Annotated in this window: 15 protein-coding genes and 1 tRNA gene; 6 read left to right on the top strand and 10 right to left on the bottom strand. The window is 46.8% G+C overall.

Annotation, left to right across the window (positions count from 1 at the left end; all coding sequences use genetic code 11):
- The first annotated feature begins 147 nt into the window (after window positions 1-147).
- Complete coding sequence (locus EZE20_RS00700; protein WP_132113443.1) at window positions 148-669, top strand: DUF192 domain-containing protein; 522 nt, start codon at window positions 148-150, stop codon at window positions 667-669.
- Window positions 670-848: 179 nt separating this feature from the next.
- On the opposite strand, the gene EZE20_RS00695 is transcribed toward EZE20_RS00700, so the two are convergent.
- The 4 genes from EZE20_RS00695 to EZE20_RS00680 all read right to left on the bottom strand — a co-directional run bounded on the left by EZE20_RS00695 (window position 849) and on the right by EZE20_RS00680 (window position 5,270).
- Window positions 849-919, bottom strand: a tRNA-Gln gene (locus tag EZE20_RS00695).
- Between the two features lie 71 nt (window positions 920-990).
- Entirely contained in the window at window positions 991-1,866 is an 876-nt protein-coding gene (gene fabD / locus EZE20_RS00690; RefSeq protein ID WP_132113441.1) for an ACP S-malonyltransferase, read from the bottom strand.
- Between the two features lie 113 nt (window positions 1,867-1,979).
- Window positions 1,980-2,369, bottom strand: a complete 390-nt coding sequence (locus tag EZE20_RS00685) for a thiol-disulfide oxidoreductase DCC family protein (RefSeq protein ID WP_132113439.1) — start codon at window positions 2,367-2,369, stop codon at window positions 1,980-1,982.
- Window positions 2,370-2,372: 3 nt separating this feature from the next.
- Window positions 2,373-5,270 carry a T9SS type B sorting domain-containing protein gene (locus tag EZE20_RS00680; protein WP_132113437.1) on the bottom strand — a complete coding sequence of 966 codons (2,898 nt, stop codon included), beginning with the start codon at window positions 5,268-5,270 and terminating at the stop codon, window positions 2,373-2,375.
- Between the two features lie 299 nt (window positions 5,271-5,569).
- Here EZE20_RS00680 and EZE20_RS00675 point away from each other — a divergent pair, with 299 nt between their 5' ends.
- The 3 genes from EZE20_RS00675 to EZE20_RS00665 all read left to right on the top strand — a co-directional run bounded on the left by EZE20_RS00675 (window position 5,570) and on the right by EZE20_RS00665 (window position 9,238).
- Window positions 5,570-6,364 (top strand): succinate dehydrogenase cytochrome b subunit, encoded by a 795-nt coding sequence (locus tag EZE20_RS00675; RefSeq protein ID WP_132113435.1) that lies wholly within the window; start codon window positions 5,570-5,572, stop codon window positions 6,362-6,364.
- 31 nt (window positions 6,365-6,395) lie between these two features.
- Window positions 6,396-8,384 carry a fumarate reductase/succinate dehydrogenase flavoprotein subunit gene (locus EZE20_RS00670; RefSeq protein WP_132113433.1) on the top strand — a complete coding sequence of 663 codons (1,989 nt, stop codon included), beginning with the start codon at window positions 6,396-6,398 and terminating at the stop codon, window positions 8,382-8,384.
- Between the two features lie 101 nt (window positions 8,385-8,485).
- Window positions 8,486-9,238 (top strand): succinate dehydrogenase/fumarate reductase iron-sulfur subunit, encoded by a 753-nt coding sequence (locus EZE20_RS00665; RefSeq protein ID WP_199879865.1) that lies wholly within the window; start codon window positions 8,486-8,488, stop codon window positions 9,236-9,238.
- Between the two features lie 127 nt (window positions 9,239-9,365).
- Here the strand turns inward: EZE20_RS00665 and EZE20_RS00660 are convergent, their stop codons facing one another.
- From EZE20_RS00660 to EZE20_RS00645, 4 genes are all read right to left on the bottom strand, one after another.
- Entirely contained in the window at window positions 9,366-9,665 is a 300-nt protein-coding gene (locus EZE20_RS00660; protein WP_132113429.1) for a Dabb family protein, read from the bottom strand.
- Between the two features lie 49 nt (window positions 9,666-9,714).
- Window positions 9,715-10,425, bottom strand: a complete 711-nt coding sequence (locus EZE20_RS00655; protein ID WP_132113427.1) for an SGNH/GDSL hydrolase family protein — start codon at window positions 10,423-10,425, stop codon at window positions 9,715-9,717.
- Window positions 10,415-11,455, bottom strand: a complete 1,041-nt coding sequence (locus EZE20_RS00650) for a sensor histidine kinase (protein WP_132113425.1) — start codon at window positions 11,453-11,455, stop codon at window positions 10,415-10,417. Before EZE20_RS00650 ends, EZE20_RS00655 begins: the two co-directional genes overlap by 11 nt.
- Window positions 11,456-11,619: 164 nt before the next feature.
- Window positions 11,620-12,894, bottom strand: a complete 1,275-nt coding sequence (locus EZE20_RS00645; protein ID WP_132114149.1) for a Glu/Leu/Phe/Val family dehydrogenase — start codon at window positions 12,892-12,894, stop codon at window positions 11,620-11,622.
- Between the two features lie 356 nt (window positions 12,895-13,250).
- Here EZE20_RS00645 and EZE20_RS00640 point away from each other — a divergent pair, with 356 nt between their 5' ends.
- A complete protein-coding gene (locus EZE20_RS00640) occupies window positions 13,251-13,634 on the top strand; it encodes a TraR/DksA family transcriptional regulator (RefSeq protein WP_132113423.1) in 384 nt (127 codons plus the stop codon).
- 70 nt (window positions 13,635-13,704) lie between these two features.
- On the opposite strand, the gene mnmD is transcribed toward EZE20_RS00640, so the two are convergent.
- Both mnmD and EZE20_RS00630 read right to left on the bottom strand, forming a co-directional pair.
- The gene (gene mnmD / locus EZE20_RS00635; RefSeq protein WP_132113421.1) at window positions 13,705-14,379 is read right to left on the bottom strand and encodes a tRNA (5-methylaminomethyl-2-thiouridine)(34)-methyltransferase MnmD; all 675 of its coding nucleotides are present in this window, start codon (window positions 14,377-14,379) and stop codon (window positions 13,705-13,707) included.
- A 17-nt stretch (window positions 14,380-14,396) separates the two neighbouring features.
- The gene (locus EZE20_RS00630; RefSeq protein ID WP_132113419.1) at window positions 14,397-15,656 is read right to left on the bottom strand and encodes an aspartyl protease family protein; all 1,260 of its coding nucleotides are present in this window, start codon (window positions 15,654-15,656) and stop codon (window positions 14,397-14,399) included.
- A gap of 196 nt (window positions 15,657-15,852) precedes the next feature.
- On the opposite strand from EZE20_RS00630, the gene tpiA reads away from it, so the two are divergent.
- Window positions 15,853-16,617, top strand: a complete 765-nt coding sequence (gene tpiA, locus EZE20_RS00625; RefSeq protein ID WP_132113417.1) for a triose-phosphate isomerase — start codon at window positions 15,853-15,855, stop codon at window positions 16,615-16,617.
- Window positions 16,618-16,649: the final 32 nt, after the last annotated feature.

Here is a 16,649-nt window from a genome sequence, read left to right as displayed (position 1 = left end):
GGAATATTGTAGGTAATGTTCATACCTTAAACGCAAAATATTGATTATCCTACAACCTTCAATGAACTTTTCAGGCTTTAAATAAATTCAAACTATTGATAATCAAATGCTTAAATTTTTGATTGAGAATTTTCTAATTATATACGTATGCGTACCAAACAGTCTTACTTTGCTTATATTTTGCTAACCGTTTTTATCATTGGCGGTCTTGGGTATGTTTTAGTTCCGTTCCTTAAAAAGGACAGGAATGAGCCTTCTTCTGGTGATTCCGAAACGGCTAAGACCAACGATCCTGTATTTGTAAAAGAAGGCGAACTGCGCTTTGTTCGGGATGGAAGGGTTCTAAAAAAAATTGATGTTGAAATTGCTGAAAATGAAGCTGAGCGCGCCAAAGGATTGATGTACCGGCCCTACCTGCCAGACTCCACGGGCATGTTGTTTATTTTTGAGCGTGCCGAACCACAGGCATTTTGGATGAAAAATACCCAAATGCCATTGGATATAATTTATGTAGATCAGGCCCGGAAAATAGTTTCCATTCAAAAAAATGCTCAACCCTTTTCGGAAGAAAGTCTCCCATCGCTGGGCGAGGCACAATATGTAGTAGAGGTAAATGCCGGATATTGCGATTTACATGATATTCAAGTGGGCGATAGTATTGAATTTTGATTTGTAGGTATGTGATATAGCGCTTGAACTGGTTTTTTGTATGCCTGTAAATTGGGAAGAGACTGGGAAGTAATACGTATAAAAGTGGCCACAAATGGCCCCTGTTGTAAATTGGGAAGATATTGCAACGTAAAAAAACCTCGTTTACAGTGCGTAAACGAGGTTTTTGGGGCATTCCGTTGGCGGGCAAGGATTCGAACCCTGACTAAGAGAACCAAAATCTCCTGTGCTACCTTTACACCACCTGCCAATCATTCAATTAAATAGTGGTGCAAAAGTAGTATTATTGGAATTGCCTGTCAAGTATTAATTGAAAAAAAATTATAATCCTGCTGTTTCAATACCCGTCGAAATCTTTTTTACCAGTCCTTGTAGTACCTTCCCGGGTCCGCATTCAATGAAATGCGTGGCACCATCCTGTACCATTTTTTCTACCGACTGCGTCCAGCGAACAGGGGCCGTGAGTTGGGCAATAAGATTAGTTTTAATAACGTCTATGTCTTGTGAAGGCATAGCAGTAACATTTTGATAAATAGGGCATTGAGGCGTAGTAAATGCCGTTCGTGCAATGGCTCCGGCGAGTTCTTCGCGGGCAGGTTCCATCAGCGGAGAGTGAAAAGCACCCCCAACCTGAAGGATCAATGCCCGCTTTGCGCCGGCTGCTTTTAGTTTTTCGCAGGCGAGTTGCACACCCTCAACTGTACCAGAAATTACGACTTGTCCCGGGCAATTAAAATTTGCCGGAACGACCACATCATCCTTTATTGATGCGCAGATTTCTTCAATAATGGCATCAGGAAGTCCCAAAATTGCGGCCATTGTGGAGGGGCGGAGCTCACAGGCCTTCTGCATAGCGTCGGCACGTTGTGCCACCAACCGAAGTCCATCATCAAAAGAAATACCACCCGCCGCAACTAGTGCCGAAAACTCGCCAAGGGAATGTCCCGCTACCATATCAGGCTGGAAGTCGGGCGTAACCTTCGCAAGAGCTACCGAATGTAGAAAAATGGCGGGTTGGGTAACATTGGTCTGTTTGAGGTCTTCGTCGGTTCCTTCAAACATCGTACGGACGAGGTCAAACCCCAGGATTTCATTAGCTCTGTCAAATAATTCTTTGGCCAGGGGAGTGGTTTTGTATAGTTCGGCTCCCATTCCCTGAAATTGTGAACCCTGACCCGGAAAAACGTATGCGTTCATAGATTGATGACTGGTTAAAGAAATTTGTACGTATTGAATTCAAAAAAAGCCCGATTCAAGGTGAATCGGGCTACAAAGAAAAGCATTACGGGGCAATTCAGGAAATAAGCGCTTCACAGGAACCTTGCCCGCAGCTCCGGAGTAGGCAGGCGGCATTCCGCTCGTTTTCCAAACCACCGGTACCGTCGGGCCGCAACCCATGTATAGAGCGGGTCACGTAAAGTGCGGGGAATTACTTTAAAGATATACAGCAGTTGCCAGCCGCTACCCAGGATACGGACCACTTCAAGTACCGCATCCGATTTTGTATAGAGTTGATCTCCTTTCAGGAACAGAAAACTGTCATAGGTATCGGTCGGTAAACCTTGCTTTCGTAAAATTGCTACGCCTGCTTCCGATTGAAGGGATGCAAAAGATAGCCGCTTTTTTTTATCCCGATCAATCAAAAAGTTGACGGCACTATTGCACAGATTACAGACTCCATCAAAATAGACAACGTTCATGAGCTAGCGCAAAAGTTGAATCCAGCCTTTCAACACCAACGGTTCCGAGGGGCGGTTTACTGATGTGAACGTAACAATCGCTTCGTAGTAGTACTGTCCGGCGGCGAGGTCTTGCCCACCGTTGGTTTTACCGTTCCAGTTAATACCCAGATCAGTTGTCTCAAACACTTTCACTCCCCAGCGATTAAAGACTCTGAATTCAACAGATTCGACAAAGGCAGGACAATTCAGCGGTTGGAATACGTCGTTTCGTCCATCACCATTGGGAGTAAATACGTTTGGCAATGCAAACTGCGGACAGTTGTCTTTGCATACCAAATTACTGGGCGCACTTTCATTTCCAAAACGATTGACAGCCGTTACCACATAGCATCCGGCAAAAGACGTCAGGCCCGTATGAGCAAAGGTCGTAGAGGGTGGCGTAGGAGGGGGCACTACGGATGTGAGCAAGGCAGGTTGCTCATCGGCGAAGCGTGCGTAATAAATGTTATACTGAACAATATTAGGATCGCACTCTTCATTTTGAGCGTTCTGAGCCGGATAAATCCACGATAAATTATTGGTAAATGTTGTTTGGTCACAGTACGCATCAGGTTCCAGAGTAGCACAATCCAGGGTGTCAAGGCTTAGCACTGGTGGGCAGGGGCGGATGGTATCGAGCGGTGTGACGCAAATAATTTGGGAAAGATTCAAAAGTATAGCCGGACGAATTCGATTATTCCCGTAGGTTCCAACCGTTTCTACTTTGTAGCAATAGGTCGAATCGGCAGATAGTTGCAACGAAATATCACCGTCTGCCGCAAATCGGTCGGTGCCGTCATCAATGTATGAAAACGTTTCGGGGCCTTGTACGGGTACTTCTGCAATTTGATTAAATACACCTGGGTTGGCAGGGTCTTCGCGATACACCTTGTGCCTTTGGTTGGTGTTCATCCACGGCACATTGGCCGTCCACTGCAATCGTATTTGTCGGGATTCCGCATTGCCCTGTTCCAGTCGGACGCTGCTTGCGGGTTCGCCGTCATCAAGTTTGACCAGCGCATTATTTTCAGTAAAATAATATTCCAGACGATACCGATAAGCATTTTGGGTTGTGTTGAGATTTCTATCTACAAAAAGAGTATCAGCAGCGCCGGGTACTAGCTGTGTATTGATCGTTGCAATCTGTGTATAGTCAGTGCCGGTAAGACCCACTGCGCGGAAAAGCCGATACTGTGAAGGGCCGTTAAGGGCGTCAGGGGAAAGACCAATGGGCCGAGTCCATTTGATCGTAATTTGTCCGTTTGTAGTACCGGTTGAGTCTACGGTTACGTTTGTAATTACCGGAATAAGCAGAGGCAAATCCAGGCAAAATTCGGAAGACGGTAAACTACTGCCGCCGCCATTCAGATAGCCCGGCTCATTTATGTTAGAACCCGGACGCGGAAACTCCACCACGAGACGGTAGCTATACAGTACACCCCGGCGAAGCCCCTGATCATCATTGTTATCTACATAGCTGATAGCACCCACCGCTACCCGCCCTACTTCCTGATAGCCCAACGAAACAGGCAGACCAGGCTGACAGGCATTTGCCTCAAAATCAGAACATCCTTCTTTGCGATAAATGACGATTTGGGCACCCGGTATCTGGCATTGGTACGGATCCCAGGTTAGGCGAAAGGCCCGTCCGGCCGCATCAGCGATTGGTTCAGCCGTCAGGTTTTGGGGCTTGGGGCCATATACCTGAATTCGGAAAGATTTAATATCAACTAGTTTTCTGAATAAATTGGGATTAGGAAAGTTAGGCCCCGCATTATCTTCTACCTTAAATAATACATCGTAAGGTTCCAGCCGGATATGGTCGCAACTGGTTTGCCACCTGAATACACCGCCCGCTTCGCCCAATGGATTCGGAGGTTGATTGGGCTGGAAAATTGCCACCTGCGGATCAATCAGATCGGCCCGATAAACCCCGCCACTTGTAGTCAAAATAAGGCGATCTCCGTTTTTATCAGTGGCTCTAATAGCCTGCTGAATCAAGGATCCGGCTTCTACACACAGGTCAGGAATAGAATCGAGCCGGGGGCGGTCGTTGCGGGCTTCTACTACGATAATCTGCATATCGCGCACAATTTCTCCGATTTTGATGCCGTTTCGCCATTCTTCTACTACGAACGCTACGTTATAAAAACCGGGCACGGAGGGAGCGTCCCAGGTGAGATCACCGGTGAGAGCATCAATACCGAATGTTGGCGGAAAGGTGCCATTTTCGGTAGGACCGGCGGGTTGCACCTGATTGGGGTCAGCATACTGGACATTGCTGCCGTTGGGCCTGCCCGCAATTCCCTGCTGAGGAATTACCAAACGATAGGCAAGGCTGTCGCCGTCGGCATCAAAAGCGCCCGGATTGTGTATGTAACGCTGTCCGACTGCTGCCAGATCAATAGGCGCATTCAGCAGCACAGGCGTGCGGTTTTGGCCAAGGCTCGCATTAATGACCAATGTACTTTTTATATAAAAACTAAGCTCCTGAGTAGGTGGAGGACCAATGTTAAGTACATTATTATTTCGTTTGTCAAGATTTACCGAAATGTCAAATCGTCCCGGAGCCGGGAAGGTGTAGGTAAATGTATATTCGTTTCGAGAAGTATTATTTCCAATTTCGGCAATAGGTAACAGCCTTGGCACGACGATTGGCCCGGTGCTGCCCACAAAAAACTGGACGTCTACCTGCGCATCAGCCGCGGGTCTGCCGTTCTGTAAATCAAAATATCCGGTAAAAGTTATTTCGTAAGTCAGGGAAGTCGTCGAGATTCGCCGTGCTGTAATCTCACCGGCTCTTACGTGCGTAGCCTGTGCCTGAGAGACAAGTAAAAGAAAAGAGAGTGAAAAAAATATAAAACGTAGTAGTGGGCGCATGGGAAGGCTGCTTAACGGTTTCAATATACATTTGAACGAACAAGCAGGGAAAAAATATGTATTTATTCCCTGCAAAAGTGAATATACCGATTTCTGGTAAAAACTCGCTTTTGAGTCCGTGCACAAACCAAACAATTATTTTGTACAAACTGTTAATTCCTCAAAAACTTAAAATCATTATAAATAATTGGCAATTGTGCAAAATAGAAAGGCTTTTATTGTGTCGGACAGGTTTGTCGTGTACCTTTGAAAGGTTATAATCTCATCTATTTATTGCACAAATTTTAACGCGTTTTGCTATGTCGTGGCTAACACAAACGTTATCAAGTTCTATTGGTAAAAAACTAATTGTGGCTCTTACGGGCCTTTTTCTATGTACTTTTCTGATCGTTCATGCTGTCGGCAACCTGCAGCTTTTTAAATCGGACGAAGGGTTGGCTTTTAACATGTACACGGTCTTTATGACCACTAACCCACTGATTAAGACCATTTCGTATGGTTTGTATGCCTTCATTTTGATCCATGCGTTTTACGGGTTTTACCTGGCTTACGTTAACCGGAAAGCACGTGGAACCACCAATTACGCCAGGATCAATAATCAAAGTAGCTGGTCGAGCCGAAACATGGCTGTGCTGGGTACCGTCCTGCTCGTTTTCATTATTGTTCACATGAGCGAGTTTTGGTATGAGTACAAGTTTGGCCATCTGCCCTACAAAAGCTACACCATCGATCTGGCGCAGGGAACCGTCGTAAACACGGAAAACATGCCCGCAGACTTCGTGTTGAACAGCAAAATGGAAGAAAAGCTGAATGATGACAATACCACCAAAACAATTATTGTCAAAGACTTGTATGTAGAAGCACAGGAGGCATTCTCAAACCCTTTGCTGGTTTTGTTCTATGTGCTGGGAATGGTTGCGGTGTCGTTGCACCTGATTCACGGATTTAGAAGTGCCATGCAAACCTTGGGCGCCAATCACCCCAAGTACAACCCACTTTTTGATTTTGTGGGCGTGTGGCTGTTTGCAATCCTGATCCCGGTGGCTTTTGCCGCCATGCCGATCTATTTTTTCGTACAACATTTGATGCAATAAAATTAATTGATTCATTAAACCCTAATATATAATGGCAACTTCATCTCATTTAGATGCCAAAATCCCCGACGGCCCGCTGGATACCAAGTGGACCAAGTTTCGCTCGTCTGTTCCGTTGGTCAATCCGTCCAACAAGCGCCGGATCGAGGTAATCGTCGTTGGTACAGGCCTTGCCGGGGCTTCTGCCGCTGCTTCGCTGGCTGAGCTGGGCTATCAGGTCAAAGCATTTTGCTTTCAGGATTCCCCACGCCGGGCTCACTCCATTGCCGCTCAGGGGGGAATTAATGCAGCCAAGAATTATCAGAACGATGGCGATTCAATCTATCGCTTGTTTTATGACACTATAAAAGGGGGCGACTACCGCTCGCGCGAAGCCAACGTCTACCGGTTATCCGAAGTTTCGGGCAGTATCATTGACCAATGTGTAGCGCAGGGTGTTCCTTTCGCCCGCGAGTACGGCGGATTGCTCTCCAACCGTTCGTTTGGTGGAGTACAGGTACAGCGTACATTTTATGCAGCCGGACAAACCGGCCAACAGTTACTGTTGGGAGCTTATTCAGCTTTGCAGCGGCAGGTTGGTATCGGAGCTGTCAAGATGTATACCCGTCACGAAATGCTGGACGTGGTCAATATCGACGGCAAATGCCGGGGCATTATTGTCCGCAATCTGGTAACGGGCGAACTGGAACGGCATTCAGCACACGCTGTTTTGTTATGTACAGGTGGGTACGGAAACGTATTTTACCTTTCAACCAATGCCATGGGCTGTAACGTAACTGCCGCATGGCGCGCGCACAAGCGGGGCGCTTATTTTGGAAACCCCTGCTTTACGCAGATTCACCCAACCTGTATTCCTGTATCGGGAGATCATCAATCCAAACTGACGCTGATGTCGGAGTCGCTCCGAAACGATGGTCGGATTTGGGTACCCAAAAAGAAAGATGACAACCGCCCCGGCAATGATATTCCGGAAGAAGAGCGTGATTACTACCTCGAGCGTCGCTATCCTGCTTTTGGTAACCTCGTACCTCGTGACATTGCGTCTCGTGCAGCCAAAGAGCGTTGTGATGCCGGATATGGTGTAGGACCTTCCAAAATGGCGGTTTACCTGGACTATGCCGCTGCTATTGAGCGATACGGCCGGGGAGAGGTTAATAAAAATAATATCGAAAATGCTACTCCTGAGCTAATTCAGCAATTGGGTAAAGCGGTCGTAAAGGAGAAATATGGCAACCTGTTTGATATGTACAAGCAGATTACCGGCGAAGATCCTTACGAAGTTCCGATGCGGATTTATCCGGCGGTGCACTATACAATGGGCGGCCTTTGGGTAGATTACAACCTGATGACCACCGTGCCGGGCTTGTATGCCCTGGGTGAAGCAAACTTCTCGGATCACGGCGCCAACCGCCTGGGCGCTTCGGCCCTGATGCAGGGATTGGCCGATGGATATTTTGTAATTCCTTATACGATTGGGGCCTACCTTGCCGGCGAAATCCGGACGGGAGCTATTTCGACCGAGCATGAAGAATTTGCGAAGGTAGAAGCCGAAGTTCAGGGGAAAATTAAAAAGTTGCTTACCATTCAGGGTAAAACGTCTCCTGAGACTTTCCACCGGAAACTGGGAAAAATCATGTGGGACAAGTGCGGAATGGCCCGCAACGAGCAGGGACTAAAAGAAGCTATTGCCGAAATTCAGGCGCTGCGTAAGGAGTTCTGGAAAGATGTAAAGGTCATGGGTGAAGAAAACACCTTTAACCCTGAACTGGACAAAGCCAACCGGGTAGCTGACTTCCTGGAACTGGGCGAGCTGATGTGTCACGATGCACTCGACCGTAACGAGTCCTGCGGAGGTCACTTCCGCGAAGAATACCAAACCGAAGAAGGCGAGGCACTACGGGACGACGAAAACTTCATGTATGTATCTGCCTGGGAGTTTAAAGATGAAAGCAACTGGGAACTTCACAAAGAAGAACTCGTGTACGACAATATAAAAATTGCTCAAAGAAGCTATAAATAATAACGGTTTGTTTTGTAAAAAATCGCTTACTGGCGAAATTTTATCTGGTAAGCGATTTGCTACCAACCACTTAAAAATTTCAACTCATGTCAGCAGGAAATATGAGCCTCACCCTGAAGGTGTGGAGACAAAAAAATGGAAAATCCGAAGGGAACTTTGAAACCTATTCTCTGGACGGAATTTCACCGGACATGTCCTTTCTGGAAATGTTCGACGTACTGAACGAAAAACTGGTTTCTGAAAACAAAGAACCCATTGCATTTGATCATGATTGCCGCGAAGGTATTTGCGGAACGTGCTCTATGTACATCAATGGACGTCCGCACGGCCCGCTGAAAGGTGTAACGACCTGTCAGCTTCACATGCGCTCGTTTCAGGATGGCGACACAATCGTGGTTGAGCCCTGGCGCGCGGCAGCGTTCCCGGTGGTGAAAGACCTCGTGGTAGATCGTACGTCCTTTGATCGCATTATTTCTGCCGGAGGATTTGTATCAATCAATACCGGCAACGCACGCGACGCCAACAGTTTGCCAATTCCGAAAGAATCGGCTGATGAAGCCTTCATGTCAGCTGCCTGCATCGGCTGCGGTGCATGCGTAGCGGCCTGCAAAAACTCGTCGGCTATGTTGTTTACATCGGCCAAAGTTTCGCAGCTTTCTTTGCTTCCACAAGGACAGGCCGAGCGTAAAATTCGGGCAGAGAAAATGGTTGCTCAGATGGATTCAGAAGGTTTTGGCGCTTGTACCAACACCGGTGCCTGCTCGGCCGAATGCCCCAAGGAAATTTCATTGGACAATATTGCCCGCCTGAATCGGGAGTACCTAGGCTCAAAAATCACTTCGAGTCTTGTGTAGTGAGAATTAAATTTTAAAAATAAAAGTAAAGACCGTTGCAGCTAAACCTGTAACGGTCTTTGCTTTTAAAACGAAGAACGGCTGACTCTGTATGCTGAGTCAGCCGTTCTTCGTAGTGCCGTTTCTTTCAGGAAACAGCGTCATAGACCTGAACGCGTTCCCACAAGTGTTTGCAGGCATCAATAAAGGCGAGGTGTTCGGGATGTACCTGATACCTCTCTTGCGAAGCGTCGTCCGAAAAAACAAACGTGATCGAAAAATCAAAAGTATGATCAATAACCGGGCGACGCGTATCGGCAGGCGCGCCTACATAAGCCGTTTGAATTTCATCAATGGTGGCCAGTTCTTTTAGGCCTGCATGCAGCTGCTGCCGAGCCTGCTCATTTTCTTTTTCTTTAAGCCAAAAAAATACAGTATGTACAAACATGGATAAAAATGAAGGATGGTTGAAAATAGATAAAGAAGATGTACCAAAGTTATTTACTCAATAATGCCTTTACTGCCGGAAGGGCTTCTCTGGCCCAAAGACCATACATTTTTCCTGAAAAATGCAGTCCATCCGAAGCAAACATATCTGCCTGATTGAGCCCCGAACGAGACAAAGGCGTTATGTCAATAAATAAAACGCCGGCGGCCTCGCACTCCTCTTTGGCTACGGCATTGAAGGCATCAATATCGCGGGCAATTTTGGCACGATCGCTGTTGGCTCCAAAAGGCGAAACGCCCCAATCAGGAATTGACAGTACAAAAACCCGCTGCTTGCGGCCTTGTGCAAAGGCAATGCTGGTAGTGAGTAATTCTTTAAATTCCGTCCTGAATCGCTCGGTACTTTGTCCCCGATACTGATTATTGACACCAATTAGCAACGATACCAACTGATAGTGCCTGGGTTTGTTGGCCTGTTCAATGGCCGAAGCTAACTCAGCAGTGGTCCATCCGGTGCGGGCGATAATTTCTGGTGGAGCTACATTAATACCATCTTTGCGCAGCAAGGCGGCAAGTTGTACAGACCAACGGTCGTTTTCGGGAACGCTCTCGCCAATCGTGTAGGAGTCGCCCAAAGACAAAAATCGGGCCACACCTGTTGAATCATTTAGTTCAGGCACAGGTGGCGGTGCGGGCGTTGGCTCGGCTACACAGGCCAGAAAGCAAAGGGAAAGAATGACTATACTTGTGTTAAAATTCATCTGTTTTTTCCAGTTTAAAGGTAAAAGTTGTTCCTTTTTCTACCTGAGATTTTACCGCAATCGTTGAGCCGTGCCCATTCAGAATGTGCTTCACAATGGCAAGCCCGAGCCCGGTGCCGCCTCGTTCTTTGGAGCGACTTTTTTCGACCCGATAAAACCGTTCAAAAATACGGGTAAGGTGCTCGGGCGGAATACCGGGGCCGTTGTCGCGCACCGAAACAGCGTAACTTTTTTTGTCTTCGTCAAAATGAATAATCACTTTTCCGCCGTCGTTGTTGTACTTTATGGCATTTTCGATCAGATTAATCATGACCTGTTCAATTCGCATGGCGTCTGCTTTTACCCAAACTTCGGTTAGTTTATCCGGTTTTATTTTCAAGGTTACGTTCCGATCCTGCGCTATTTTTTCCAGGCGATCCAGAATATCCTCCGTCAGGACTCGTAAATTAACCCGGTCCAGATTCATCTTAATGGCTCCGGTTTCCATTTGCGAAAGTGTCACAAGGTCTTTCACAAGAGCGTCGAGACCATCAAGGCTTTTTGCGGCTTTTTTTAAAAAACGATCCCGTACCTTTTCGTCGTCAATGGCTCCGTCTATCAGCGTGTGAATGAAACCCTGTGCGGCAAAAATGGGCGTTTTGAGCTCGTGAGACACATCTGCCAAAAATTCTCTTCTAAATTGTTCCAGTTTTTTAAGTTCTTCAATCTCCTTTTGTTTCTTGGCTACATACACAAAAATCTCATCGTTGAGACGTTTGAGCGGGTTACTTTCCCGGATCAATACCTTGCGGGAAATGTTGAAATCTTTCAGTTTCAGTTTGTGAATTGTCCGGTACATTTTATTGACTTCTCTATATACGATAATTTCGATGGTATAGAGCACCAGAAAAAAAGAACCGACAAAACTTGATACACACGTTACGAAGAGCATACTCCTCGTGACGTCCTGCACAAAGGTCAGAAAAGAAGTAGTGATTGCTGAGATCAAAAAGGCCAGAACAAACGCAATGAACCGCGGGCTGAGTGACATGAACGAACGGTTTTTGGGAATTATAGTTTTGCTACCGAAAACAAAGATACTGTCCTGAGCGGGATACGGGCACCGAAAAAGTTGGTATTCCTGACTAAAACATAAAAACCCGGCAGAAAACATGCTTTTCTGCCGGGCAAAGGGTATTTCATGGGAAGGTCAAATCAGAATCCGCCGCGATATTTATAGGTACTTGCTACTTTGTCGATTGCCACGATGTAGGCAGCAATGCGAAGCGATACCTGATATTGCTGCGATACCTGATATACTTTGTTAAAGGCATCTTTCATGATGCGGTCGCTGCGTCGATTGATGCGTTCGAGCGTCCATTTATAACCGATGCGGTTTTGGACCCATTCAAAATACGAAACCGTCACGCCGCCGGCATTAGCCAAAATATCGGGCACGACCATAATTCCTTTTTCGTTGATGATGTCGTCTGCTTTGGCAGACGTAGGGCCATTGGCACCTTCCACAATCATGCGTGCCTGAATCGAACTTGCGTTTTTCAGGGTAATGACATCTTCTTTTGCCGCCGGAACCAGCACATCTACCGGCAGGCTAAACAGTTCGTCGCCACCGATACGTTCGGCACCTGCAAAACCTTCCAAAGTACCATTATTGCTATCCCGATAGGCGATTGCTGCTTCAATGTCAATACCGCCGTCGTTATAATAGGCTCCTGAAATATCACTGATCGCCTGAATACTTACTCCCCGCTCATGAAGCAATGATGCCGCAAAAGAGCCCACGTTGCCAAAACCCTGCACGGCAGCCGTTGCTTTGTACGGATTGAGGCGAAGCTTATCCATACCGGCCAGGGCCGACACCGTTACGCCGCGTCCGGTAGCTTCGGTTCGGCCCAGCGAGCCACCCAGCACCAGGGGTTTTCCGGTAACAACCGCCTGCACGGTCATGCCTTTGGACTTGGAATATTCGTCCATTAGCCAGGCCATTTCACGTTGTCCGGTACCCATGTCGGGAGCCGGAATATCCTGATCCGGACCAAAAACATCGAGCATTGCGGTTGTGTAGGCTCGCATGAGACGCTCTACTTCGCCCGCCGACATTTGCCGTGGGTTGCAGGCAATGCCGCCTTTGGCACCACCGTAGGGAATATCCACTACGGCGCATTTCCAGGTCATCCAGGCGGCCAAAGCACGCACTTCGTCGAGATTAACGCCGGGGTCAAACCGGATGCCGCCTTTGCTTGGACCCAATATAGTGGAGTGAATCACCCGGTAGCCTTCAAAGGTTTTGATCTCCCCATTGTCCATTGTGACAGGCAGGCCCACAATCACCTGTTTCCGGGGTGTTTTCAGGATGTGATACATTTCTTCGGAAATTCCGAGCAATTGAACCGCTTTGTCGAAGCGATGCATCATAGACTCCAACGGATTCTCTTTATCCTTGATCGGAGCCGGTTCTATATAAGACATCATTGATATGGTCGTTAATAAATTGACTTTTAGTAAGTTAATGAAGTATCTAAACTATTAATACACAAACTTACATCTTTTGAAACGATAAAAACAAAAATCTATTTTTTCTTGAAATTATCTTATTTGATTCGAAAAAATAGAATCTTCTTTACTTTATTAATAAACAGAAATGATCCATGTTTCTGCGTACTTAACCCAGAATATTACATGGTGTTTTGGCACAAATTACGAATGCTAAAAAAATATTTGTTTTTAATTTTTTAAAGAAACTGTTTAGGGGAATTGTGAACAATTACACTTAATTTTGTTGATACACTAAGCGCACGACGTTTTATCTTTCAAAATTTACGACCATGCAAGAAGAAAGAACCCGGTACTCAGAGGATGAATTGAGAGAGTTTGAGGAATTGATCCGCGGAAAGCTGGACGGTACGAGAAATGAACTCAATTACATTAAGGAGACTCTTAGTAAAAGGAATGACAGCGGTACGGATATAACGGCAGGTACCGCCAAATTGCTTGAAGATGGAGCCGACGCCAGCGAACGCGAAAACCTGAGCCAATTGGCCGCACGCCTTCAAAAGTACGCCACTCAGCTTGAAAATGCACTGGTACGCATTAAGAATGGCACCTACGGCGTGTGTATTGATACCGGAAAGTTGATTCCCAAAGAGCGGCTACGCGTCGTTCCACATACGCAACAAACGATCGAGGCGAAGCTGCGGCGAGTCAGTTGAGTTGATTTTTAAAAGTAAAAGATACAGTACTGGTAAAAAAGGCGCTTTCAGAAGCGCCTTTTTTATGACCTCAACCCTTGATACCCCGGAGCACATGTCGTTTGCCGTGCGGACCGGGATGTTTTTCTACCACAAATCCTGCTTGCCGCAACGCCCGCTGCACGATGCTTTTGGCGCAATAAGTCACGAGATTTCCGCCCGTAGCCGTAAATGCCGCAACCTGTGCAAAAATCTCATGCGTCCATAACTCGGGCTGCACTCTCGGTGCAAACGCGTCAAAATAAATGACGTCAAAAAACGCTTCGTTCCAGGTAAAATCCTGCAAACGTGTTGCAATTTTAGTGAATTCAAACAAAGGAGAAACGGGAAGTGGAACGCCCCAGGCGGCTTCCTGCAAAAGCTGCAGGCCCGGTTGTCCCGTCAGATTTTCGTAGTGCAACGCTTCTACGGTTTGCGGTAGCAGGGGATAGGCCTCCACGCACACATACTGAACGCTTCGTTGGTGCTGATGAGCCCATTGCAAAGTTAGCAACGCATTCAGGCCGGTGCCAAAACCCATCTCGAATATCCGTAAAGGCTGAGTTTCAGGTCCTTTAAATCGTCGAAGCCCCAGGTCGATGTAGATGTGCAAAGACTCCTGCAGCGAGCCGTGAATGGAATGATAGAACTGATCAAAATGGGGAGAGTACAAAGAGTACGAACCGTCTTTGGTAAGAATGACCTGCAAATCTGCTGAATGTTCCATGGCACAAAGTTCGTGCTTCAGATCATTCGATGCAGGACGAATTTGGCAAAAAAGATTTTACCGTCGCGTTTGACCAGTAATTCCACCACTTTTCCATCGCCTTTTTGGAGCATTTTATATACTTCGCTGATGCTTACTTCCTGCGGCGAATAGTCGTTGATGAACAAAATTTCGTCGCCTTCGGCCAGCCCCGCCGCATGTGCCGGAGATCCTTTCAACACCGCCTGTACAAAATAGCTTTGCAAATTCGTGCCCAATGACCTGATTTCCAGTCCGCTCATGTCGTGTTCAAAGGCCTCGCGCAATCTTTTTTTGATCGGTTTCAGTACCATGTAATGATCCTGATAATTCATCGTAACCTTAAATCGCCGCAGCAGCTCGCAGCCAATGTTCCCCTGACGGTCCGATTGTTCGGGGATTTTAGCGCCAAACGCAATGCTATCCGGAAAAGAAGCTACGATGTTGTCCAGTTCAAAACTACCAAATTTGAGACGCTCAATGCGGCCCAAACTGCCGTTTACGACGCCGTTCAGGCCACGGCCCAACTGCGTCCGAATTACTTTTTCTGGAAGCGGAATCTGCTCACGAGAGGTTTGGTCAAGCAGCAATGCGTGCCCGGCGCCTGTATCAATTACAACCCGGATCGGGTGCTCGCGACCATCGGCTACAAGCGCCACGGCATTTGTAAACGGCTTGGTGTCTTCGATGGTAATGGGATATTGCTCGCCTTTTCGTTTGCGGTAGGTATAATGCTCTGCCTTTTGAAGCACTAATTCTTTGTGGTGAAAGTCGATGGTAACGACGAAATTATTGAAAATCTCGTACCCAAAAATGCCGTGTACGGGTACGCCAACGTATTCGGACAGATGAAGGAAATCTTCTTCAAGAACCAGAAGGTTTTGGTGTGCGGCCTTCATCATACCCATCGAAAGAGAATTGTCCAGCGCAACCCGTGCATACACGGGGTTGCCTTCGCCGGCACCTGTAAGCAGCACCCGGCGTGCCATGGTAAGGTTTTGATTGCCAAGGGCTTTGGGGTCTGTAATAAGCGTAGCGCTTACGCCTGTATCCAAAATAAACCGAAGCGTATCGGAGGCATTGATCTGAACGGGTACAATGATGAGATTTGAATAAAATTCAAAAGGTACGCGTACAGTTTTTTTATTTTTGTCTAAAAAAAAGCCAAATTTTTCCTCAGATACTTTCAGTATCTGAGCGTGGCTCTGTCCGGTTTCACACAGGAGCAGACTCACAAAAGCGAGTATGTAAAACTCCATTCTTCTCATAACTACCTCAGGTGCTATTCTTTATACAAAAGTATATACTTTGGTCTTGATTAAACACAAAAAAAACTTATTAAGTGTCAAAAAAGCTACATTTTTTTAGAACCTTAACATTCTCCGACGCTTCCCGGGAAAAAATGGTAATTTTGGGAGTAAACTTTATGTCAAAATTCAAATCACCCGCCTGAGTATGCGTAAAAAAATAGTAGCCGGAAACTGGAAAATGAACAAAACGCTCGATGAAGCCCTATCGCTTACATCTGAGGTAGTACATATGATTAATGATGAAGTACTTGGCGACGTGGAGGTCGTATTATGTGTACCTTCTCTTTACCTTACCACGCTCAGCAAGTACGTTGAAAACGCTCCGAAAATAATTCTTGGTGCCCAAAATTGCCACGAGAAAGCTTCGGGTGCATTTACAGGAGAAATATCTGCTCCGATGCTGAAAGCAATTGGCATTCCTTACGTCATTTTGGGCCATAGCGAACGGCGGCAGTACTTTGCCGAAACGGGCGCTCAACTAGCGGCCAAGGTAGACAGCGCCCTGGAAAACGGCCTGACGCCGATTTTTTGCTGTGGCGAATCGCTCGAACAACGGCAGAACGAAGATTTCATCGAAGTAGTAAAAACGCAGATTTCCGAAAGCCTGTTTCACCTGTCGGCAGAGCAATTGCAGGCAGTTGTGATTGCCTATGAACCGATTTGGGCCATCGGCACCGGCCTTACCGCAAGCGCCGAACAGGCACAAGATATGCATGCAGCCCTTCGGGCACATCTTGCAGGAAAATATGGCCAAGCCGTAGCTGACTCAATTTCAATACTTTATGGTGGAAGTGTAGGTGCCGGCAATGCCGCTGAGCTTTTTGCCTGCCCTGATGTGGACGGCGGCCTTGTAGGAGGCGCCTCGCTTAAATCCCGTGATTTTACAGAAATCGTGAAGGCACGTCAATGATCTGATTAGCAGGTTTTTGTAGATATAGAAAA

The sequence above is a fragment of the Arundinibacter roseus genome (assembly GCF_004348825.1).
Taxonomy (GTDB): domain Bacteria; phylum Bacteroidota; class Bacteroidia; order Cytophagales; family Spirosomataceae; genus Arundinibacter; species Arundinibacter roseus.
This window is presented reverse-complemented; position numbering and strand designations above follow the sequence as displayed.